This is a genomic window from Sphingomonas sp. SFZ2018-12 (genome assembly GCF_022496715.1).
Lineage (GTDB): Bacteria > Pseudomonadota > Alphaproteobacteria > Sphingomonadales > Sphingomonadaceae > Sphingomonas.
The window spans coordinates 336319-356212 of the sequence record NZ_WTFM01000002.1 but is presented as its reverse complement, the minus strand read 5'-3'; the positions used below and the strand labels follow the sequence as shown (position 1 = coordinate 356212).

Annotated in this window: 20 protein-coding genes; 15 read left to right on the top strand and 5 right to left on the bottom strand. The window is 68.6% G+C overall.

Annotation, left to right across the window (positions count from 1 at the left end; genetic code table 11):
• The first annotated feature begins 158 nt into the window (after positions 1–158).
• The 4 genes from GO308_RS10725 (at position 159) to GO308_RS10710 (ending at position 4566) form a co-directional block, all read left to right on the top strand.
• Positions 159–1316, top strand: coding sequence for a phosphoserine transaminase (locus GO308_RS10725; protein WP_240885422.1), 1158 nt, complete (start codon positions 159–161; stop codon positions 1314–1316).
• Between the two features lie 128 nt (positions 1317–1444).
• On the top strand, positions 1445–3022 hold the full coding sequence (serA, locus tag GO308_RS10720; protein WP_240885421.1) for a phosphoglycerate dehydrogenase: 1578 nt from the start codon (positions 1445–1447) through the stop codon (positions 3020–3022).
• A gap of 51 nt (positions 3023–3073) precedes the next feature.
• A complete protein-coding gene (locus tag GO308_RS10715) occupies positions 3074–3472 on the top strand; it encodes an endonuclease domain-containing protein (RefSeq protein WP_346769086.1) in 399 nt (132 codons plus the stop codon).
• Complete coding sequence (locus GO308_RS10710; protein WP_066546457.1) at positions 3469–4566, top strand: ATP phosphoribosyltransferase regulatory subunit; 1098 nt, start codon at positions 3469–3471, stop codon at positions 4564–4566. The genes GO308_RS10715 and GO308_RS10710 overlap by 4 nt, the downstream gene beginning before the upstream one ends.
• A 225-nt stretch (positions 4567–4791) precedes the next feature.
• Here GO308_RS10710 and GO308_RS10705 read toward each other — a convergent pair whose 3' ends face one another.
• Positions 4792–5817, bottom strand: a complete 1026-nt coding sequence (locus tag GO308_RS10705; RefSeq protein WP_240885420.1) for a nitronate monooxygenase — start codon at positions 5815–5817, stop codon at positions 4792–4794.
• 58 nt (positions 5818–5875) lie between these two features.
• Positions 5876–8815: a M16 family metallopeptidase gene (locus tag GO308_RS10700; protein ID WP_240885419.1), complete on the bottom strand. Its 2940-nt coding sequence runs from the start codon at positions 8813–8815 to the stop codon at positions 5876–5878.
• A gap of 142 nt (positions 8816–8957) precedes the next feature.
• On the opposite strand from GO308_RS10700, the gene GO308_RS10695 reads away from it, so the two are divergent.
• The 11 genes from GO308_RS10695 (at position 8958) to GO308_RS10645 (ending at position 17809) form a co-directional block, all read left to right on the top strand.
• Positions 8958–9815, top strand: a complete 858-nt coding sequence (locus tag GO308_RS10695) for an aspartyl/asparaginyl beta-hydroxylase domain-containing protein (RefSeq protein WP_240885418.1) — start codon at positions 8958–8960, stop codon at positions 9813–9815.
• 54 nt (positions 9816–9869) lie between these two features.
• Positions 9870–10445, top strand: coding sequence for a NifU family protein (locus GO308_RS10690; protein WP_066483696.1), 576 nt, complete (start codon positions 9870–9872; stop codon positions 10443–10445).
• A 47-nt stretch (positions 10446–10492) separates the two neighbouring features.
• Complete coding sequence (locus GO308_RS10685) at positions 10493–11092, top strand: malonic semialdehyde reductase (RefSeq protein WP_066483334.1); 600 nt, start codon at positions 10493–10495, stop codon at positions 11090–11092.
• Between the two features lie 10 nt (positions 11093–11102).
• Positions 11103–11723 (top strand): tRNA (adenosine(37)-N6)-threonylcarbamoyltransferase complex dimerization subunit type 1 TsaB, encoded by a 621-nt coding sequence (tsaB, locus tag GO308_RS10680; RefSeq protein WP_066483337.1) that lies wholly within the window; start codon positions 11103–11105, stop codon positions 11721–11723.
• Positions 11720–12202 carry a GNAT family N-acetyltransferase gene (locus GO308_RS10675; protein WP_066483347.1) on the top strand — a complete coding sequence of 161 codons (483 nt, stop codon included), beginning with the start codon at positions 11720–11722 and terminating at the stop codon, positions 12200–12202. The genes tsaB and GO308_RS10675 overlap by 4 nt, the downstream gene beginning before the upstream one ends.
• A 104-nt stretch (positions 12203–12306) precedes the next feature.
• Positions 12307–12720 carry a MucR family transcriptional regulator gene (locus GO308_RS10670; protein WP_066483349.1) on the top strand — a complete coding sequence of 138 codons (414 nt, stop codon included), beginning with the start codon at positions 12307–12309 and terminating at the stop codon, positions 12718–12720.
• Positions 12721–12803: 83 nt separating this feature from the next.
• Positions 12804–13226, top strand: a complete 423-nt coding sequence (locus tag GO308_RS10665) for a Fur family transcriptional regulator (protein WP_066483351.1) — start codon at positions 12804–12806, stop codon at positions 13224–13226.
• A 94-nt stretch (positions 13227–13320) separates the two neighbouring features.
• Positions 13321–14109, top strand: coding sequence for a lysophospholipid acyltransferase family protein (locus tag GO308_RS10660; protein WP_240885811.1), 789 nt, complete (start codon positions 13321–13323; stop codon positions 14107–14109).
• A 116-nt stretch (positions 14110–14225) separates the two neighbouring features.
• Positions 14226–15539 (top strand): tRNA (N6-isopentenyl adenosine(37)-C2)-methylthiotransferase MiaB, encoded by a 1314-nt coding sequence (miaB, locus tag GO308_RS10655; RefSeq protein ID WP_240885417.1) that lies wholly within the window; start codon positions 14226–14228, stop codon positions 15537–15539.
• Positions 15540–15642: 103 nt separating this feature from the next.
• On the top strand, positions 15643–16710 hold the full coding sequence (locus GO308_RS10650) for an NAD(P)-dependent alcohol dehydrogenase (protein WP_066483352.1): 1068 nt from the start codon (positions 15643–15645) through the stop codon (positions 16708–16710).
• A gap of 91 nt (positions 16711–16801) precedes the next feature.
• Entirely contained in the window at positions 16802–17809 is a 1008-nt protein-coding gene (locus tag GO308_RS10645) for a PhoH family protein (protein WP_066483355.1), read from the top strand.
• 57 nt (positions 17810–17866) lie between these two features.
• Here the strand turns inward: GO308_RS10645 and GO308_RS10640 are convergent, their stop codons facing one another.
• Genes GO308_RS10640 through GO308_RS10630 form a run of 3 tightly spaced genes read right to left on the bottom strand, consistent with a single transcriptional unit; the run spans position 17867 to position 19871 of the window.
• Positions 17867–18589 carry a thioredoxin domain-containing protein gene (locus GO308_RS10640; RefSeq protein WP_066483358.1) on the bottom strand — a complete coding sequence of 241 codons (723 nt, stop codon included), beginning with the start codon at positions 18587–18589 and terminating at the stop codon, positions 17867–17869.
• Positions 18590–18630: 41 nt separating this feature from the next.
• Positions 18631–19335: a thioredoxin domain-containing protein gene (locus GO308_RS10635; protein WP_066550979.1), complete on the bottom strand. Its 705-nt coding sequence runs from the start codon at positions 19333–19335 to the stop codon at positions 18631–18633.
• Entirely contained in the window at positions 19335–19871 is a 537-nt protein-coding gene (locus tag GO308_RS10630; protein ID WP_240885416.1) for a DUF721 domain-containing protein, read from the bottom strand. The genes GO308_RS10635 and GO308_RS10630 overlap by 1 nt, the downstream gene beginning before the upstream one ends.
• Positions 19872–19894 lie beyond the last annotated feature (23 nt).

The following is a 19894-nucleotide window of genomic DNA, read 5'->3' as shown; positions in this document are numbered from 1 at the left end:
GCGCTCCCGACGTCGGCACCCCGGCCGCTCGCCCGCGACCGCACCACGACAGAAAATTACTCGAAACGAGCGATTGACTTCGCCGCGCGCGGCTCTAGGGCCGACGGCGGGCCACGCGGTCCCAACGCCGCGCGTGCTCTCTGCAAGGAGAGACTGACATGACTGACCTCGCCACCGCCGGCGCCACCCTTGCGCCTGCCAAGCCCGCCACCCGTCCGGCGCGCCCCTATTTCTCCTCCGGCCCCTGCGCCAAGCCCCCCGGCTGGGATGCCGCCAAGCTCGCCGGCGCCTCGCTCGGCCGTTCGCACCGCTCGAAAATCGGCAAGCAGCGCCTGCAATATGCCATCGACCTGATGCGCGAGCTGCTCAAGCTGCCCGACACCCACCGCATCGGCATCGTTCCCGGCTCCGACACCGGCGCCTATGAAATGGCGATGTGGACGATGCTCGGCGCGCGGCCCGTCACCGCGCTCGCCTGGGAAAGCTTCGGCGAGGGCTGGGTGACCGACGCGGTCAAGCAGCTTAGGCTCGATCCCACCGTCATCCGCGCCGATTACGGCCAACTGCCCGATCTGGGCGCGGTCGACTGGACCCACGACGTCCTGTTCACCTGGAACGGCACGACCAGCGGCGTGCGGGTGCCCGATGGCGACTGGATCGCCGCCGACCGCGAAGGGCTGTCGTTCGCCGATGCGACCAGCGCGGTGTTCGCCTATGACCTGCCCTGGGACCGGATCGATGTCGCGACCTTCAGCTGGCAGAAGGTGCTGGGCGGCGAAGGCGCGCACGGCGTCCTGATCCTCGGCCCCCGCGCGGTCGAACGGCTGGAAAGCTATACCCCCGCCTGGCCGCTGCCCAAGGTGTTCCGCCTGGTTTCCAAGGGCAAGCTGGCCGAAGGCGTGTTCAAGGGCGAGACGATCAACACCCCCTCGATGCTGGCGGTCGAGGATGCGATCTTCGCGCTCGAATGGGCAAAGTCGGTCGGCGGCGCCGACGGACTGATCGCGCGGTCGGATGCCAATGCCGCAGCACTCGACCGGATCGTCGCGGCACGCGACTGGCTCGGCCATCTCGCCGCCGATCCGGCGACCCGGTCGAAGACCAGCGTCTGCCTGACCGTTGCGGGTGCCGACGAAGCGTTCATCAAGAAGATGGCCGGTCTGCTCGAGGCCGAAGGTGCGGCGTTCGACATCGCCGGCTATCGCGATGCCCCTCCGGGCCTGCGCATCTGGTGCGGCGCGACCGTCGACACCGCCGATATCGAAGCGCTCGGCCCCTGGCTCGACTGGGCCTACGAAGCAGCGAAGGCTTCTTAAGCCCTCTCCTCATTGGGGAGAGGGTTGGGAGAGGGGCCGCGCGCCCTGACGCTCCCTCGCCTTTCCCCAACATCCCCTCTCCCCGGCCCTCTCCCCAATGGGGGAGAGGGAGATGAAGGAAGCAAACCATGCCCAAAGTCCTGATTTCCGACAAAATGTCCCCGCTCGCCGCCCAGATCTTCCGCGAACGCGGGGTCGAGGTGGACGAGATCACCGGCAAGACCCCCGATGAGCTGAAGGCGATCATCGGCGATTATGACGGGCTTGCCATCCGCAGCTCGACCAAGGTGACAAAGGACATTCTGGCGCACGCGCCGAACCTCAAGGTCATCGGCCGCGCGGGCATCGGCGTCGACAATGTCGATATCCCCGCGGCGTCTGCCCAGGGCGTGGTGGTGATGAACACGCCGTTCGGCAATTCGATCACCACCGCCGAACACGCGATTGCGCTCATGTTCGCGCTCGCGCGGCAATTGCCCGAGGCGGACGCCTCGACGCAGGCGGGCAAGTGGGAGAAGAACCGCTTCATGGGGGTCGAGCTGACCGCCAAGACGCTGGGGCTGATCGGCGCGGGCAATATCGGATCGATCGTCGCCGATCGCGCCCAGGGGCTCAAGATGAAGGTCATCGCCTTCGACCCGTTCCTCAGCCCCGAACGTGCGGTCGAGATCGGGGTCGAAAAGGTCGAGCTCGACCAGCTGCTCGCCCGCGCCGACTTCATCACGCTGCACACGCCGCTCACCGACCAGACGCGCAACATCCTGTCGGCGGAAAATCTCGCCAAGACCAAGAAGGGCGTGCGGATCATCAATTGCGCGCGTGGCGGGCTGATCGACGAAACGGCGCTCAAGGCCGGGCTGGATTCGGGCCATATCGCCGGCGCCGCGCTCGACGTGTTCGCGACCGAACCCGCGCACGAACATCCGCTGTTCGGCACGCCCAACTTCATCTCGACCCCGCATCTCGGCGCATCGACCAGCGAGGCGCAGGTCAATGTCGCGATTCAGGTCGCCGAGCAGATGGCGGACTTCCTGATCTCGGGCGGCGTCACCAATGCGCTCAACATGCCCAGCCTGTCGGCGGAGGAAGCGCCGCGGCTGAAGCCCTATATGGCGCTCGCCGAAAAGCTCGGCAGCCTCGTCGGGCAATTGTCGCACGGCTCGATCCCGCGCATCTCGATCCACAGCGAGGGTGCGGCCGCCGAATTGAACCAGAAGCCGATCGTCAGCGCGGTGCTCGCCGGCTATCTGCGCGTTCATTCGGACACGGTGAACATGGTCAACGCGCCCTTCCTGGCCAAGGAACGCGGCATGGAAGTGCGCGAGGTGCGCACCGAGCGCGAAGGCGATTACCACACGCTGATCCGCGTCTCGGTCAAGACCGAAGCGGGCGAACGATCTGTCGCGGGCACGCTGTTCGGCAACGAGGCGCCCCGGCTGGTCGAGCTGTTCGGGATCAAGGTCGAAGCCGACCTGGCGGGTCACATGCTCTATGTCGTCAATGAGGACGCGCCCGGTTTCATCGGCCGCATCGGCACGCTGCTCGGCGAATCGGGCGTCAACATCGGCACCTTCCACCTTGGCCGCCGCGATGCGGGCGGCGAAGCGGTGCTGCTGCTCTCGGTCGACGATCCCGTCACCCCCGACCTCATCACCCGCGTCCGCGCGCTGCCCGGCGTGAAGACGGTCATGGCGCTCAAGTTCTGATCGATGCCAAAAAGCCCTCTCCCCTCTGGGGAGAGGGTTGGGAGAGGGGCCGTGCGGCAAAAAACCAACGAAGCCATGCTGGCCCACGCCCGCGCGATGCGAAGCGCACCAACGCCGTTCGAGCAGAAGCGATGGTTCGCCCTCCGCGCCAAACGCTTCAACGGCGTGAAGTTCAGTCGGCAAGTTGTCATTGGCCGCTACATCGTCGATTTCGTCGCCCGCTCGCGCAAACTGGTTATTGAGGTTGATGGCGACACGCACGATAGCGACAACGCCCGGGACGAACGCCGGACGGCATGGCTGAACGAACAGGGATATCAGGTGATACGTCTTACCAACCGGGATGTGGCAGGGAATTTGGAGGGCGTGCTGACCGCGATCGAGCTTGCGCTGGCGGCACGGCCCCTCTCCCAACCCTCTCCCCAAGGCGGAGAGGGCTTGAGCCGATGACCGGTCTGCTGCCCGAGGGATTTCACGACCGCTTGCCCCCCGTTGCCGACGCGGCGGCGCGGCTGGCGCGGCGCATCCTCGATACCGCGCATGGCCATGGCTATGAACAGGTCGACGCACCGCTTGTCGAGTTCGAGGACGCGCTGGCCGGACGATTGAAGGCCGCGTCGGCCAAGGACGCGGTGCGCTTCGTCGATCCGGTGTCGCAGCGCACGCTGGCGATCCGCCCCGACCTGACCGCGCAAGTGGGGCGGATCGCGGCGACGCGCATGGCGCATCATCCGCGCCCGGTGCGGCTCTCCTATGCCGGCCCGGTCATCAAGCTGCGCGCGGGCGAGCTCGACCCGGCGCGCGAGCGGATGCAGATCGGCGCCGAGCTGATCGGCCTAGACAGCGTCGCCGCCGCACGCGAGGTCGTGGGGCTCGCGGTCGAGGCGCTGGCAGCCGCCGGCGTCACCGGCGTCTCGATCGATTTCACCCTTCCCGACCTGATCGACACGATCGCCGGCGACCGACTCAGCCCGGCGGCGCTGGCAAAGCTGCGCGAGCGACTGGATGCCAAGGATGCGGCCGGGGTGGCACAGATCGATGCCGGTTTCCTCCCGCTCATCGAGGCCGCCGGGCCGTTCGATGCGGCGATCGCGCGGTTGCGCGCCTCGCCGCACGGCGCGATCCTCGCTACCCGGCTCGACGGGCTGGCGGAGATCGCCGCCGAACTGAATGGTGGCGTCGCGCTGACGCTCGATCCGACCGAGCGCCACGGCTTCGAATATCAGAGCTGGCTGGGTTTCTCGCTGTTCGCCGGCGGCGTGCGCGGCGAGATCGGGCGTGGCGGTACCTATATGATCGTTCACCCCTCGGGCGTCGAGGAACCCGCGATCGGCTTTTCGCTCTATGCCGATCCGGTGCTCGATGCCGGCCTCGGCCCTGTCGAGCGGCGGCGGCTGTTCCTCCCGGTGGGAAGCGATCCAGCGGCCGCTCGTGATCTGCGCGCGCAGGGCTGGGTAACGGTCGCCGCACTTACCCCTGACGACACGCCCGCGGCACAACTCTGCACCCACCAGCTGACAGCGCACGGCCCGGAACCCCTGTAACCGGCGGTTACACGGGCACGCTCATCCCCTCATCGTCACCCCGGCCTTGTGCCGGGGGATCAGGGGAAACTATCCGTTTTGCGTCCCCGGTCCCGTTTGCTTCGAGCGAAGTCGAGAAGCGCGTCTCGACTTTGACTTTCAAGTCAAAGTTTATCCTGAGCGCCTGCCTTGGCAGGCAGTCGAAGGGCTCGACACGAACGGGTTGATGCGTCGTCGAAGCCCCGCTCACGCGCGCTTGTCGATCGCCTCCGCCGCTTCGGTCATCAGCGTCGCGATGATATCCGCGACGGGTTCCTCGCGCGTCACCATGCCGACCGACTGGCCGGCCATCAGGCTGCCATGCTCGATGTCGCCGTCGATCACCGCGCGGCGCAGCGCGCCCGCCCAGTAATGCTCGATCTGCAGCTGCGCCTCCGCCATCGCCACCTGGCCCTCGTCCAGCAGGGCGGCGACCTCGCGCTGCTTGGCGGTGAACAGCTCGGTCCCCGCGTTCTTGAGCGCGCGCACCGGGATGACCGGCAGGCGCGGATCGACCTGGACGCTGGCGATCGCGTCGCGGGCGGAGGCACGAAAGAACGCCTTCTTGAAATTGGGGTGCGCGATCGATTCGGTCGCGCAGGCAAAGCGCGTGCCGAGCTGGACGCCGGCGGCGCCCATGTCGAGATAACCGGCAATCGCCTCGCCCCGGCCGATCCCGCCGGCGACGAACACGGGCAGCTCGCCCGCGACCACCGGCAGGATTTCCTGCGCCAGCACGCTGGTCGAAACCGGGCCGATGTGACCGCCGGCCTCCATCCCCTCGATCACCAGCGCGTCGACCCCCGATCGCATCAGCTTCTTGGCGAGGCTCAGGGCGGGGGCAAAGCAGATCACCTTCGCCCCCGTCGCCTTGATCGCGTCGAGCGACCCCGCCGGCGGCAATCCGCCCGCCAGCACGATATGGCCGACACCGTGCCGGCCGCACACCGCGATCAGGTCCTGCAGCTGCGGATGCATGGTGATCAGGTTGACGCCGAACGGCCGGTCGGTCAGCGCGCGCGTCGCCGCGATCTCGGCGTCGAGCAAGTCGGGCGACATCGCACCGCAAGCGATGACGCCGAAGCCGCCGGCATTCGACATCGCTGCGACCAGGTTGCGTTCGCTGACCCACGACATCGCGCCGCACAGGATCGCGACGTCGCTGCCCAGAAATTCGGTGCCGCGCGCCATGCGACGGTGTAGGCGCGCCCGTGCGGAGGTGAGGTCGGTCATCCCCGCCGCCTAGACGCGGCTCCGCGCCCGCGCAAGCGGGCCGCAACCGGCGGACGGCTCAGCGCGCGGGTGCCGCTTGCGCTGCCGCCGCCAGCACCGCTTCGTCGGGCAGCACCACCAGGCTCCAGTCGCGTTCGGGGCGCAGGTAGCGCGCCGCCAGCGCCTGCAGCGCCTCGGGCGTCACGTCGCGCAGGTCGGTGCCGAGCGTGCCGATCGCCGCCAGCCGCTTCGGATCGCCCGTTCCGCCCGCGGTCTGCTGCATCCAGAACTGGTTGCCGGTCGCGCTGCGCTGATAGAATTGCAGCACCGGGGCCTGGGCGCGGCGCAATTCGTCCATCTCGACCGGCCGCGCGACCAGGTCGGCCGCGATCTCGCGCGCCAGCGTAAAGAAGTCGCGGGTGCGGTCGGGGGGGATCATGCCGATCGCCAGCATCGTGCCGCCCGCCGACATGCCGACCGGCCATTGGTTGACCACGTTGGGGGTGTAGGACAAGCCCGCCTGCGACCGCAGCCGGTCGAGCAACCGGTCGCGGAAGATCGCGGCCAGGATCTCGAGCCTGCGGCTCTCGCCCAGCGCGTCGCTGCCGCCCCCGGTCGGCCACGCGATGACCGCTGCGGCCTGGTTGGGCTGGCCGGTGTGGCGGCGCACGACGGGCTCGGCGACATGATCGGGAAAGCGGACCGGCGGCGGCGCCAGTGCCACGGACGCGCGGGGCTTCATCGCGCCGATCGTCGCCGCCACCGCCTGCACCGCTGCGTCGGGCGCGACGTCGCCGAACACCTGGACCTCGATCGGCCCGCTCGCCAGCAACGGCGCCCACAGGTCGCGGAAGCTCTTCGCGTCGAGCGCCTCGATCTGCGCGCGGGTCGGCGCGCCCCAGCGCGGGTCGCCGTCATGGAGCAGGCGCTCCAGATCGCGGCTCAGCACCGCGTCGGGCGACGCCGACAGGCTGTCATAGCTGGCCAAGAGCACCGCCTTCACCCGCGCGACCGGCTTCGGATCCCAGGCGGGATAGTCGAGCTTGGTCGCGATCAGCCGGAGCTGATCCTTCAGGTCATCCGCGGTCGTCAGCCCGCCCAGCACGAACGCATCGTCGTCGATCGCGAAGTCGAGGCCCAGCCGCCGCCCCGCGGTGATGCGGTCGAGCTCCTCTTGACCCAGCTTGCCGATGCCGCCCGCGATCAGCGCGAGGTCGGCGGCATAGGCGGGCACCGCGCGGTCGGCGGGCAGCGCGTTGAGCCCGTTGCCAAAACGTACGCGGACATAGACCTTGCCCGTTTCCCCCGCGTTGGGGAACAGCAACAGCTTGGCGCCATTGGCGAAATCGATCTGCTCGATCGCCGGGCTGGTGAGCGCGGTGGTGCGCGCGACCACCTTGCCGGGCCGGCCCAGCCGGGGCAGGTCGTCGATCGACACGTCGCGCACCTTGCCCCGTGTCGCTGCCACGGCGGACACATCGGCGTCGAGCGCGGCGGCAAGCCGGGTGGCGGCGGTGGCGTCCGGCGCGGGCGTGCTGACGATCGCGCGCGTCGCGACGCCGGTAAACGCCTTTTTCGCGGCGGCCTGCACGCGCGCCGGGGTGAAGAAGTTCTGGGCGACCGCGCCCTCGAAGATCTGCAGCGACGTTTGCGGCCCCGCCACGGTTTCGCGGATGTCGACCGCGCTGACCAGATTGTCCGCGATCCGCGCGCCCGCCTCGACCGGCGCGGTGGCGACCGCGTTCTTCATCGCCGATTCGATCACCGCCAGCTCGCGCGCGATCTCGCTCGGGGCGATCGGGGTGCGCACCGCCTCGTCGATCGTCGCGCGCACGTCGCGCAACGCCGCCTCCCAATCGTTGCCGAGCGGCAGGATCGACAGCGACGTGACATTGGCGGAGCGCGAGATGTCGTCCAGCTCCGCCCCCGCGCTGATGTAACTGGCGCCGCCGCGCGCGCGGCTTTCCAGCCGCCGGTTGACCACCTGCACCGCGACCAGCTCGACCATGCGCTCCTGGTTGAACAGAATGGTGTCGTCGCCGACCGTCCATGGCCGCACGATCGCGGCGGACACCAGGGTCGGCAGCGCCGGCTCGACGATCGCGGCGGTCGCCGGCCCGTCGGGGGTCGGCGTGCCGAAATCGGGCTGCGGCACCGCCGCGCCCTCGCCCCGCCAGTCCGAGAAATGCTTGATCACCGCGGCTTCGAGCAGCTTGGGATCGGCGTCGCCAACCACGACGACGACTGCACGCTCCGGCCGGTACCAGCGGCGATGGAATTCCCGCACGCTTTCGGGGGTCGCGGCCTCCAGCGTCGCCACATTGCCGATCGGCGACCGGTCGGCGATCAGCTGGCCGCGAAAGAACAGCGCGCGGCTGGCATCGCCCAGCCGCACCTGCGGCCCCGGCTGCTCGCGCTGCTCGGCCAGCACCACCGGCCGCTCGGCGTTGAGCGCGGTCGCGTCGATCGTCGGCTGTGCCATCATGCCGGCCAGGATCTTCAGGCTGGTGTCCAGCCCCTCCGCGGTCGCGGACGGCAGGTCGAGCTTGTAGCTGGTCTGGGTAAAGCTGGTCGACGCGTTGGTGTCCGATCCGAAGGTGACGCCGAGGCGCTGCCACACCCGCTTCGATTCGCCGTCGGGCACGTGCACCGACCCGCGAAACGCCAGATGCTCGATCAGGTGCGCGAAGCCGCGCTCGTTTTCGCGTTCCATCAGCGACCCGGCGTCGATCGCGACGCGGATCGCGACCTGCCCGGGCGGTACGCCGTTGGCCCGCACCGCATAGCGCACGCCGTTGGGCAGCACGCCGAAGGTCCATGCCCGGTCGGGCGGGATGTCGCTGCCCTTGAACAGCCACGGCGTGTCCGCGGTCTGCGGGACGGGGACCAGCGCGGTCGGTGCGCTCTGCGTCGATGGCGCAGGCGCGGGGGTCGCCTGCGGGCGGCTGAGCGCGGGCATGATGGGGAGGAGGGCGATGAGGGCGCCGGCAAGGGCGGCAGCGCGGGGGAAACTGGACATAAGGTCTCAGCGTAACCGCAATCGCGCGCAGCGGCTAGCCGCAAGCCCTGCGCATTTCCGGCGATTTTTGACAAAGGGCGTCACCGGCCTGTCATCGTCGCGTCCGAAGGGCGGCGCGGCATGTCAGCTGAGTGATTGCGTGATGCACAGCCGATCCGATTCGCAGGTCACCCCGCTCCCCGCCGGTCGCCCCGCCAATCGCGCGGGCCCGCTGCCCGATCTGGGGCGGGTGTCCGGTCTGCCATCTCCCGCACCGGCGCTGCGCGCCGACCCGCATCGTCCGTGGCTGGTGCGATACGGCAAGCATCTGCGCGGGGCGTTCGACTGGGTGATCGCGCGCTCGTCGTGCGTGCCGAACGGTCCGGTGCTGCCCGCCGACCTGTTCGACTGGACCCGGCGATTGCGCGACGAATGGCGGTCGGTCCGTGACGAAGCGGTCGCGGTTGCGCTGAACGGCGATGCCGCGCCGCCGCTCGCCACCATCTCGCCCGACCATCGCGCGATTGCGGAGCCGGGCAAGTGGCGGTCCTTTTTCCTGTGGGGCTATGGCTACCGGATCGACGACAATGCGAATCTGTGCCCACGCACCACCGCGCTGGTCGAATCCATTCCCGGGCTCAACACCGCCTTCTTCTCGATCTTGGCGCCCGGCACCCGCATTCCGCCGCATCGTGGCGTCAGCAAGGGGCTGATCACCTGTCATCTGGGCCTCGTCGTGCCCGATGACGGCGATGTCCGGATGCGCGTCGGCGACCGGATCGTGCGCTGGAGCGAGGGCGAGACGCTGGTTTTCGACGACAGCTATGACCATGAAGTTTGGAATGACAGCGCGCGGACCCGCGTCGTCCTGCTCATCCAGTTCGCCCGCCCGCTGCGCCAGCCGGGGCGGATGTTCGCCGACCTGTTCCTGGGCATTGTGCGCCGTTCGGCCTTCGTCCAGGAAGCGCGCAGCAACCTGGCGCGGTGGAATGCCGCGCTGGGTGCGCTGGACCGGCGCTGATCGCGCCGGTGCGCGGCCCTTGATCCCGGTGCGTGCGCGCGCCACATGTCGGCCATGCTGATCGAAACCGAAGCGACACCGAATCCCGCCACGCTCAAATTCCTGCCGGGCCGCACCGTCATGCCCAGCGGCACGCGCGACTTCGCGTCGCCCGAGGAGGCGGAGGCCTCGCCGCTCGCCGCCGCGCTGTTCGCGCTGGGCGATGTAACCGGCGTTTTCTTCGGCTATAACTTCGTGTCGGTGTCCGCCGCGCCCGGCGTCGACTGGGCCGCGCTCAAGCCCGACGTGCTTGCGGTGCTGCTCGATCATTTCAGCGCCGACATGCCGCTGTTCGCCCCCGCCAGCGCTGCCGGGATCCAGGTGCCCGCGGCCGACACCGCCTTTGCCGAGAATCCCGAGGATGCGGAGATCGTCGCGCAGATCAAGGAACTGATCGACACGCGCGTGCGCCCCGCGGTCGCCAATGACGGCGGCGACATCGTCTATCGCGGGTTCGACCAGGGCAAGGTCTATCTCCAGATGCAGGGGGCGTGTTCGGGGTGCCCGTCGTCGAGCGCGACGCTCAAGAACGGGATCGAACAGCTGCTGCGCTATTATGTGCCCGAAGTGACCGAGGTTCGCGCGGTCTGACCGGCCGGCGCACCGTTGTTCCATATTGCTGACAAAAGAGGAAAAGCATGGCCGATCCGCTGGGCGCCGACGCGCTCGACACGCTGTTCCGCGAGGCGCGGACCTATAACGGGTATCACGACACGCCGGTCGGCGCGGACGATGTCCGCGCGATCTACGACCTGATCAAGATGGGGCCGACCTCGGCCAACCAGCAGCCCGCCCGTTTCGTCTGGTGCCTCAGCCCCGAATCGCGCGAGCTGCTCGCCTCGTGCGTCTCGGCCGGCAATGCGGACAAGGTACGCAAAGCGCCCGCCGCGGTCGTGATCGGCATGGACCTCGACTTCCATGAACAGCTTCCCTGGCTGTTCCCGCACACCGACGCGCGCAGCTGGTTCACGGGCGACGACAAGGCCGAACTGCGCCGCGAAAGCGCGTTCCGCAACTCGACGCTGCAGGGCGGGTGGTTCATCATGGCGGCGCGCGCGCTGGGCTTCGACACCGGGCCGATGTCGGGTTTCGACGCGGACAAGGTCAACGCCGCCTTCTTCGCCGGCCAGCCGCAGGTGCGTGTCAACTTCGTGTCAACTTTCGGCAAGGGCGATCCCGCCACCATCTTCGACCGCAGTCCGCGCCCGGCGTTCGAACGGTTCAACCGGATCGACTGAGCGCCCGGCGTTGCGCACCCTGGTCATCGATACCGCCACCGCCGCCTGTTCGGTCGCGTTGTTCGATGGCCTGACCTGTGTCGATGCCCGGCACGAGGTGGTCGGGCGTGGCCATGCCGAACGGCTGCTGCCGATGATCGCCGAGCTACCGGGACAGGGGCGCGCGCCGCATATCCTGGTCGATTGCGGGCCGGGCAGCTTCACCGGGGTGCGGGTCGGGCTTGCCGCCGCGCTCGGCCTGGCGATCGGCTGGGGCGCGGATGTCGCCGGCTTCTCCTCGCTCGCGCTGGTCGCCGCGATGGCCCAGCGCGGCCGTGGCACGCGCGACGGGCTGGTCGTCGTGCTGGAGGGCGGGCATGGCGAGGTGTTTGCGCAAAGCTTTGGCCCCGCGCCGCTGACTGCGATCTCGCAACCCATGTCGGTCAAGCCGGCGGAGGCGTTCGCGATGCTCAATGGCAAGCCGGCCTATGGTTCGGGCGTGCGCTATCTGGTCGCGCTCGACGATCGGGTCCGCGCGACCGAGCTGCTCCCCGACGCGCGTGAGGCGATGCGCATGCCCGAGGAGTTTCGCCAGCGCCCCGCCAAGCCGGTCTATGGCCGCGCGCCCGACGCAAAGCCCGCGGCGACATGAGCACGACGCTCCACCGCATCGACCTGCGCGCCGGCACCGCGCGCGACCTGAACGTGATCGACCGGATCATGCACGACGCCTTCGACCCGCGCTACGGCGAGGCATGGTCGCTTGCTCAGGCGGGGGGAATGCTGATCCTGCCGGGCATCTGGCTGACGATCGCGGCGGTCGATGGCGAGGATGCGGGGTTCGCGCTGGCGCGCGCGGTGATCGACGATTGCGAGCTGCTGCTGATCGCGACACGCCCCGCCTGGCAGGGTTGCGGCGTCGGCGGCGCGTTGCTGCGTTCGGTGATCGCGGACGCGCGCGCGCGCGGCGTGACCCGACTGCATCTGGAAGTCCGCGCCGGCAACGATGCGGTCCGGCTCTATGAGCGCCATGGCTTCGTCAAGATCGGCGAACGTCGCGATTATTACAGCGGCAATAACCGCCAGATGTTCGACGCCCACACCTATACTCGCACGATTGAGCAGGAATAGAACGGTTACTCGATTTTTCGATCTTGATCCGCGCCGATCATCGTTCGATAGGGACATCAAAAATCACGACCGAATAGGCCGGACATGTTTCGGAAAGGATCGAAATGGACAACTCGACCGATATTCAGGAAACCCTGATCACGCTGACTGCCGATATCGTCGCCGCGCATGTCAGCAACAATAGTGTGGCGGTGTCTGATTTACCCATTCTCATTCAGAATGTGCACGGCGCGCTCGCCAATCTTGGCACGCCGGTGCCGGAGCCCGAGGTCAAGCAGGAGCCGGCGGTTTCGGTGCGCGCGTCGATCCGGCCCGACTATCTGGTTTGTCTGGAGGACGGCAAGAAGCTCAAGATGCTGAAGCGGCACCTGATGACGCATTACCAGATGACGCCCGAACAGTACCGCGCCAAGTGGAACCTGCCCGCCGACTATCCGATGGTCGCGCCCAATTATGCCGAGCAGCGTCGCTCGCTCGCCAAGAAGATCGGGCTGGGCACCAAGCGCCGTCGCCGCTGACCGGCACAAGCGCGCGCTGCGCCCTTCCCCCGCGGCCGGCTTGGCGATAGACCGGACCGGTCGAAGCATGGGAGTGAGCGGCGATGGCGCGCAAGATCGATCTCGAAGCCCTTTGTCAGGAAAAGGGCCTGCGCATCACCGACCAGCGCCGCATCATCGCGCGCGTGCTGTCGGAGGCGGACGATCACCCCGACGTCGAAAAGGTCTATGCGCGTGCCTCCGCCATCGACCCAGGCATCTCGATTGCGACCGTCTATCGGACGGTGCGGCTGTTCGAGGAAGCGGGCATCCTCGACCGGCACGATTTCGGCGACGGGCGTGCGCGCTATGAGCCCGCGCCTGAAGCGCATCACGATCACCTGATCGACGTCGAATCCGGACGGGTGATCGAGTTCGTCGATCCCGAGCTCGAACTGCTGCAGAAGCAGATCGCCGAACGGCTCGGCTTTCGCCTGGTCGATCATCGCATGGAGCTTTATGGCGTTGCCCTCGACCGAAAGGGCTGATCCGCCGGTTCCCGCCGATCCCGGTACGGACGGCACCCCGCCGCCTGCCTTTCCGCTGCCCGTCCTGTCGACCGATCCGCGCGTGCGCGCCGCGATGGGCGAGCCGCCACGTCCCGGAGCGGCGGGCTGGCTGCGGCTGGGCGGACGGGCGCTGCTGCTGGTCCTCGCGCTCTTCCTGTTCGTGCCGCTCCACTATCTGTTCCGCCTGGTCCGCGCCCCGTCGCCCTGGCCGCGACTGTTCCTGGGCACCGCGGCGCGCATTGCCGGCGCGCGGGTCGAGGTGGTCGGCGTGCCGCTGAAGCGCGACGTCTTCTACGTCTCCAACCATTTGAGCTGGATCGATATCCTCGCACTCGGGGGGGCCAGCGGCACCGCCTTCGTCGCCAAGGCTGAGATCGGTACCGCGCCGATCGTCGGCTGGCTGTCGCGGATGAACCGGACCGTCTTCGTCAAGCGCGAGGACCGGATGGGCGTCGCCGAACAGATCAACCAGCTGCGCGACGCGCTCGCCGACAACTGGGCGATCACGGTCTTTCCCGAGGGGACGACGACCGACGGCCGCTCGCTGCTGCCGTTCAAGACGCCGATGCTGCGCGTGCTCGAGCCCCCGCCGCCGGGCGTCCTCGTTCAGCCGGTGCTGCTCGAATATGACCGCCCGGATGGCGAGGACATCGCGTGGGTCGGCGTGGAGTCGGGCAAGGACAATGGCATCCGCGTCCTGTCGCGCCCGGGCAGCTTTCGCCTGCGTTGCCACTTCCTCGAACCCTTCAACCCGCGCGACTTTCCGGGGCGCAAGGCGATCGCCGCCGAAAGCCGCCGCCGGATCGAGGCGGCGCTGGTCCGTGCATTGGGCGAGCCGCTGCGCCCCTTTACCTGGCATTGACCTGCGATGGACGCCGATAAAGCCCCTCCCCTTCAGGGGGAGGGGTCGGGGCGGGGCCAGTCCACCCCCACGCCGCGCAATTGTCCAATCCGCCCCGTTCGGCTATGCGCCCGCCGATGAACGCGCCCCCCAAAACCTTTCACGTCAAATCGTTCGGTTGCCAGATGAACGTCTATGACGGCGAGCGCATGGGCGAGCTGATGACCGCGCAGGGCCTCGCGGTCGCCCCCGATGCCGCGTCGGCGGACCTCGTCATCCTCAACACCTGCCACATCCGCGAGCGCGCGACCGAAAAGGTCTATTCGGACATCGGCCGGCTGAGGCGCGACGACGGCACGCGGCCCATGATTGCAGTCGCGGGCTGCGTCGCCCAAGCCGAGGGCGCAGAGATCGCGCGGCGGACCAAGGTGGACGTCGTCGTCGGCCCGCAGGCCTATCACCGCCTGCCCGAACTGGTCGCCGATGCAGCACGGGGCGGCCTCGCGGTCGATACCGACATGCCCGTCGAATCGAAGTTCGGCCGGCTGCCCGCCCGCCGCCGCGTCGGGCCCAGCGCCTTCCTGACCGTACAGGAGGGTTGCGACAAATTCTGCACCTATTGCGTCGTGCCCTACACCCGCGGGGCCGAAGTCAGCCGGCCGTTCGCGGCGATCGTCGACGAGGCCAACGCACTGGTCGATGCCGGCGCGCGCGAGATCACGCTGCTGGGCCAGAACGTCAACGCCTGGACCGACGGCGACGGGCGCGGGCTCCATGACCTGATCCGCGCGCTCGACCGGATCGCGGGGCTGGCACGCATCCGCTACACCACCAGCCATCCCAACGACATGGCCCAGGGGCTGATCGACGCGCACGCGGACGTCGAAAAGCTGATGCCCTTCCTGCATCTGCCGGTGCAGTCGGGCAATGACCGGGTGCTCAGCGCGATGAACCGCGCGCATAGCCGCGACGGCTATCTGCGCCTGCTCGACCGGGTGCGCGCGGCGCGGCCCGACATTGCGCTGTCGGGCGATTTCATCGTCGGCTTTCCCGGCGAAACCGATGCCGAGTTCGCCGACACGCTCAGCCTGATCGACGCGGTCGGCTATGCCCAGGCGTTCAGCTTCAAATATTCGGCGCGCCCCGGCACGCCGGCGGCCGACATGGCGGGCGCGATCCCCGCCGACGTGATCGACGACCGGCTCCAGCAATTGCAGGCCGCGCTCAACCGCGATCAGGCCGCGTTCAACGCCGCCAGCGTCGGGCGACGTTGCGACGTGCTGCTCGAACGCCCGGGCAAGCGCGTCGGCCAGCTGATCGGCAAGTCGCCCTGGCTGCAATCCGTCCACGTCATCGCCGACGCGAGCATCGGCGACCTGGTGACGGTCGACCTGGTCCATGCCGGCCCCAATTCGCTGGCTGGCGAAGTGGTCGCGCGGGCGGCGGCCTGATTTTTCCGCGTGGCGGGGATGTAACCCAAGCGATCCGCGCTATGTTGCGCATGACCGGTATCCGCCGACGTCGCAGTCCCACCGCCCAACCGACAGGATCGCCATGCCCAGCCCAGCGAAAGCCTATGCCGCGCAAGCCGCCGACGCGCCGTTTGCCCCCTTCGATTTCCAGCGTCGCGACCCCGGCCCGCGCGATGTCGCGATCGACATCCTCTATTGCGGCGTGTGCCATTCCGACCTGCACACTGCGCGCGGCGAATGGGGCGGCACCCTCTATCCGTGCGTGCCCGGGCACGAGATTGTCGGGCGCGTGACGGCGGTGGGATCTGACGTCGACGATTTCGCGGTCGGCGACCTCGCAGGCGTCGGCTGCATGGTCGACAGCTGCCGAACCTGCGCCAGCTGCCAGGCGGGCGAGGAGCAATATTGCGAAGGCACGGGTTTCGTCGGCACCTATAACGGCCCTGATCCGCAGATGGGTGGCCATACCTTCGGCGGCTATTCCGACCATATCGTCGTCGATCGCGATTTCGTGCTGCGCATCGGCCATGGCGAGGATCAGCTGGCGGCGGTTGCCCCGCTGCTCTGCGCGGGCATCACCACCTATTCGCCGCTCAAGCATTGGGGCGTCGGCCCGGGTCAGAAGGTCGGCATCGTCGGCCTGGGCGGGCTGGGCCATATGGGGGTCAAGATCGCTGCCGCGATGGGTGCCGACGTCTATGTCTTCTCCACCTCGCCCGGCAAGCGCGACGACGCGAAACAGCTGGGCGCGACCGACCTGATCGTCTCGCGCGACGCGGACGCGATGGCGGCGCACGCCAACAGCTTCGACTTCATCCTGAACACCGTCGCGGCCAGCCACGACCTCGACCAGTTCACCGCGTTGCTGAAGCGCGACGGCACGATGACGCTGGTCGGCGTGCCCGAGCATCCCCACCCCAGCCCCAGCATCGCCAATCTGGTGTTCCGCCGCCGCACGATCGCCGGCTCGCTGATCGGCGGCATCCGCGAGACGCAGGAGATGCTCGATTTCTGCCGCGACCATGGCCTCGTCTCCGACGTCGAGATGATCGACATCCAGGACATCGACGCCGCCTATGACCGGATGGTGAAAAGCGACGTCAAATATCGCTTCGTCATCGATATGGCGTCGCTGAATCAGGCGGGGTGAGCGCGGCGTCGGGCGCGTCGCGTTTTAGGGCTGGCGGGAACCCATCGCCTCTGCCACGCTTGCCTTGCATGATCCTGACTCCGGGAGCCCGATGAGCCGCAAGCCTGTTCCCGCCCAGCCCGGCGACCGTTCGCGCGTCGAGGTCAATTTCGACAAGCCGCAACTGCTGCCCCAGCTATTCGGTGAGTTCGACAGCAACATCCTCGCGCTCGAGGAGCGGCTGGGCGTCTATATCCACGCGCGCGGCCAGCGGGTGCAGATCGAGGGCACGGCGGAGGCAGTCGCGCATGCGCGCGAAGTGCTGCAGGAGCTGCACACGCGGGTCATCCGGGGCGAGGAGATCGACACCGGCCTGATCGATGCGGTGATTGCGATGTCGGCCGAGCCGACCTTTGCCGGCATCATCCGCACCGAACCGGGCAATGGCGCGCCGCCGCCGTCGATCATGATCCGAACCCGCCGCAAGACGATCGTGCCGCGATCGGTGGCGCAGACGCATTACATGCGCCAGCTGGTGTCGAACGACATCATCTTCGCGCTCGGCCCGGCAGGCACCGGCAAGACCTATCTGGCGGTAGCCCAGGCCGTCGCGCAGCTGATCACCGGCAGCGTCCAGCGCCTCATCCTGTCGCGCCCGGCGGTGGAGGCGGGCGAGCGGCTCGGCTTCCTGCCTGGTGACATGAAGGAAAAGGTCGATCCGTATCTGCGCCCGATCTATGACGCGCTCTATGACTGCCTGCCCGCCGAACAGGTCGAACGGCGGATCAGTTCGGGCGAGATCGAGATCGCGCCCATTGCCTTCATGCGTGGCCGCACCCTTGCCGATGCCTTCGTCATCCTCGACGAGGCGCAGAACACGACGCCTGGGCAGATGAAGATGTTCCTCACCCGCTTCGGCCAGAACAGCCGCATGGTGGTGTGCGGCGACCCCAACCAGACCGACCTGCCCGGCGGGGTCAACGCATCGGGCCTGAACGACGCGGTCGCGCGGCTGGAGGGGATCGAGGGGATGTCGGTCGTCCGCTTCGGCGCGGGCGACGTGGTGCGCCACCCGATCGTCGGGCGCATCGTCCAGGCATATGAGGGCCCCGACGCCTGACGCGACCAGCGCGCCGGGCATCGGGGTCAGGCGCGGTTGCAGTCCGTGCGCCCCGGCTCAGGCCCCGGCGCGGCGGAGTGCGGCCTCGACATCCTTCCAGCTGATCGCGTTTTCCAGCTTGTTGCCGTTGAGCAGGAAGGTCGGCGTGCCCTGGACGACGGTGGCGTTTTCCAGGATCTTGGCGACCTTGTCGATCCGCGCCATGTCGGCGAGGCATGCCTTGGCCTGCCCCTCCGAAATGCCGCGCTGCTTGACGAAGTCGATATAGCCGGCCTGTTCAGCCCATAGCGTGACCTGAGCGGCCGGGCTCGCGCCCTGCGCCTGTTGCTGGACGGCGGGCGCGACCTGCTGGATGCGATCGAGCGTCGCCGGCTGATTGGCGTACATCTGTTCCAGGATCGGGAAGAACGGGCCCGGCCCGGCGCAGCTGCCGACGACCGCGGCGGCGATGTCCGGCGGGCCGTGCAGCACATAATCGCGGAATTCGAAGCTCACCTTGCCCGTCTCGACCAGCTTGGTCAGCGGCTCGAAGCCGTCGCGCGCGAACGCACCGCACGCCGGGCAGGTGCGCGAGCCATATTCGACCAGCTTGATCGGCGCGTTGGGATTGCCCATGCGGAATCCGCCCTCGGCGGTTTCGCTGACCGTTTCGGTCCAGGTGGTGCCCGCCGGCGGCGCGGCGGCGGCGACCGGTGCGGCGGCGGGGCCGCTGTCATTGCCCGTCCCGTCGGCGCCACAGGCGGCGAGGGCGAGGGGAAGCAGGAAAAGGGCTGCACGCATGGTTCGGGTTCACTCCATCGCAAGATCGGGATTGGGCGGGATCAGGCGCCGGCGGCGCGCAACTGCGGTTCGAGCGAGGACCAGCTGCCCGACCCGACGAAATTGCCGTTGATCGCAAAGCTGGGCGTGCCCTCGAGCTGCGCGGCTACGGCCTCGGTCATCTTGATGAGCCGTTCGGTCTCGGCCTGGTTGTTGAGGCACGCGCGCGCCTTGGCATCGCTCAGCCCGAGCGGGCGAAGCAGCGCGATCAGCCCCGATCCCTCGCCCAGCCGGATGAGCTGATCGCCCAGCGTCGCCGCGCCCTTGTACGCGTCTGGCCTCGCCTGGAACGCCTGGGTTCTGGCGAAGGTCGCGGGCTGCGCGGCAAAGATCGCCTTGTTCGCCGCCGCAAAGCCGACCGGGCCCTGGCACCGCGCGAGCAGCGCGGAGGCGAGGTCGAGCCGGTCGCGCACGAAGTGGCGATATTCCACCTGGACGCGGCCCGTCCGGACCATCTGATCCTTCAGCACGGGTTCGGACTGCGCGACGAAATCGGCGCAATGCGGGCAGGTGTAGCTCAGATATTCGGCCAGCTTGACCTTCGCCTGCGGGCTGCCGATCCGCACCGCGCCGTCGGGCGACAGCGTCGCGGTCGCGCGCCAGTCGCGCTGCGCCGCACTGCGCGGTGCCGATGCCTCCTGGGCAGCACCGGGCGGGGTCGCCGCGATGGCAACCCATGCGATCAGCCCAACATGTCGCCACCGCATCAACGCACCTTGCCCATCACCGGCACGATGACCGGGGGTTGTTCGACAATGCCCGCCGCCAGCGCCGCCAGCACCTCACGCAGTTCGGGATCGGCGATCGCGCGGACGCTGTCGCCCAGATCGATCGTTGCCGCTGCAGGCCGCACCGGTGCGGCAGCGGCTGCGCGCGCGGCGAACTGGCCGGGCCTGAACGCGATCCGCGCGACCGCCGCATAGCCGAAGAAGCGGTTCACCCGCTCCATGATCTCGGGCCCGATATGCTGCATCATCGTCGCATGGGCGGGGGCGACCGCCAGCGTCAACAGCCCGCCGCTGCGCGCACCCTGGGGAAAGCGGATCGATTCGGGCGCGGAGACACGCGCGTAACGTTCGCCGACGATTTCGGGCCAGCGACTGACGATCGAGCTTTGCACGAAGCCGAATTTGCGGAACGCGGCGCGGCCGATATCGGGCAGCAGGTCGGCGACGGGCCGGGCCCTGCCGCCGCGCGGCCGATCGCTATCGACGGCCTGGGGCGTACGCGTGGATTTCGTCATCGCGTCTCCCATGCCATAGCCGC

Excerpts from the sequence above, each read along its gene's own strand:
- GO308_RS10650 (WP_066483352.1), top strand. The coding sequence starts at position 15,643 with ATGCCCAGCCCAGCGAAAGCCTATGCCGCGCAAGCCGCCGACGCGCCG.
- GO308_RS10660 (WP_240885811.1), top strand. The coding sequence starts at position 13,321 with ATGGGCGAGCCGCCACGTCCCGGAGCGGCGGGCTGGCTGCGGCTGGGC.
- GO308_RS10635 (WP_066550979.1), bottom strand. The coding sequence starts at position 19,335 with ATGCGGTGGCGACATGTTGGGCTGATCGCATGGGTTGCCATCGCGGCG.
- GO308_RS10645 (WP_066483355.1), top strand. The coding sequence starts at position 16,802 with ATGAGCCGCAAGCCTGTTCCCGCCCAGCCCGGCGACCGTTCGCGCGTC.
- GO308_RS10675 (WP_066483347.1), top strand. The coding sequence starts at position 11,720 with ATGAGCACGACGCTCCACCGCATCGACCTGCGCGCCGGCACCGCGCGC.
- GO308_RS10705 (WP_240885420.1), bottom strand. The coding sequence starts at position 5,817 with ATGACCGACCTCACCTCCGCACGGGCGCGCCTACACCGTCGCATGGCG.
- serA (WP_240885421.1), top strand. The coding sequence starts at position 1,445 with ATGCCCAAAGTCCTGATTTCCGACAAAATGTCCCCGCTCGCCGCCCAG.
- GO308_RS10640 (WP_066483358.1), bottom strand. The coding sequence starts at position 18,589 with ATGCGTGCAGCCCTTTTCCTGCTTCCCCTCGCCCTCGCCGCCTGTGGC.
- GO308_RS10690 (WP_066483696.1), top strand. The coding sequence starts at position 9,870 with ATGCTGATCGAAACCGAAGCGACACCGAATCCCGCCACGCTCAAATTC.
- GO308_RS10665 (WP_066483351.1), top strand. The coding sequence starts at position 12,804 with ATGGCGCGCAAGATCGATCTCGAAGCCCTTTGTCAGGAAAAGGGCCTG.
- GO308_RS10670 (WP_066483349.1), top strand. The coding sequence starts at position 12,307 with ATGGACAACTCGACCGATATTCAGGAAACCCTGATCACGCTGACTGCC.
- GO308_RS10710 (WP_066546457.1), top strand. The coding sequence starts at position 3,469 with ATGACCGGTCTGCTGCCCGAGGGATTTCACGACCGCTTGCCCCCCGTT.
- GO308_RS10725 (WP_240885422.1), top strand. The coding sequence starts at position 159 with ATGACTGACCTCGCCACCGCCGGCGCCACCCTTGCGCCTGCCAAGCCC.
- GO308_RS10685 (WP_066483334.1), top strand. The coding sequence starts at position 10,493 with ATGGCCGATCCGCTGGGCGCCGACGCGCTCGACACGCTGTTCCGCGAG.
- miaB (WP_240885417.1), top strand. The coding sequence starts at position 14,226 with ATGAACGCGCCCCCCAAAACCTTTCACGTCAAATCGTTCGGTTGCCAG.
- GO308_RS10700 (WP_240885419.1), bottom strand. The coding sequence starts at position 8,815 with ATGTCCAGTTTCCCCCGCGCTGCCGCCCTTGCCGGCGCCCTCATCGCC.
- GO308_RS10630 (WP_240885416.1), bottom strand. The coding sequence starts at position 19,871 with ATGACGAAATCCACGCGTACGCCCCAGGCCGTCGATAGCGATCGGCCG.
- GO308_RS10695 (WP_240885418.1), top strand. The coding sequence starts at position 8,958 with ATGCACAGCCGATCCGATTCGCAGGTCACCCCGCTCCCCGCCGGTCGC.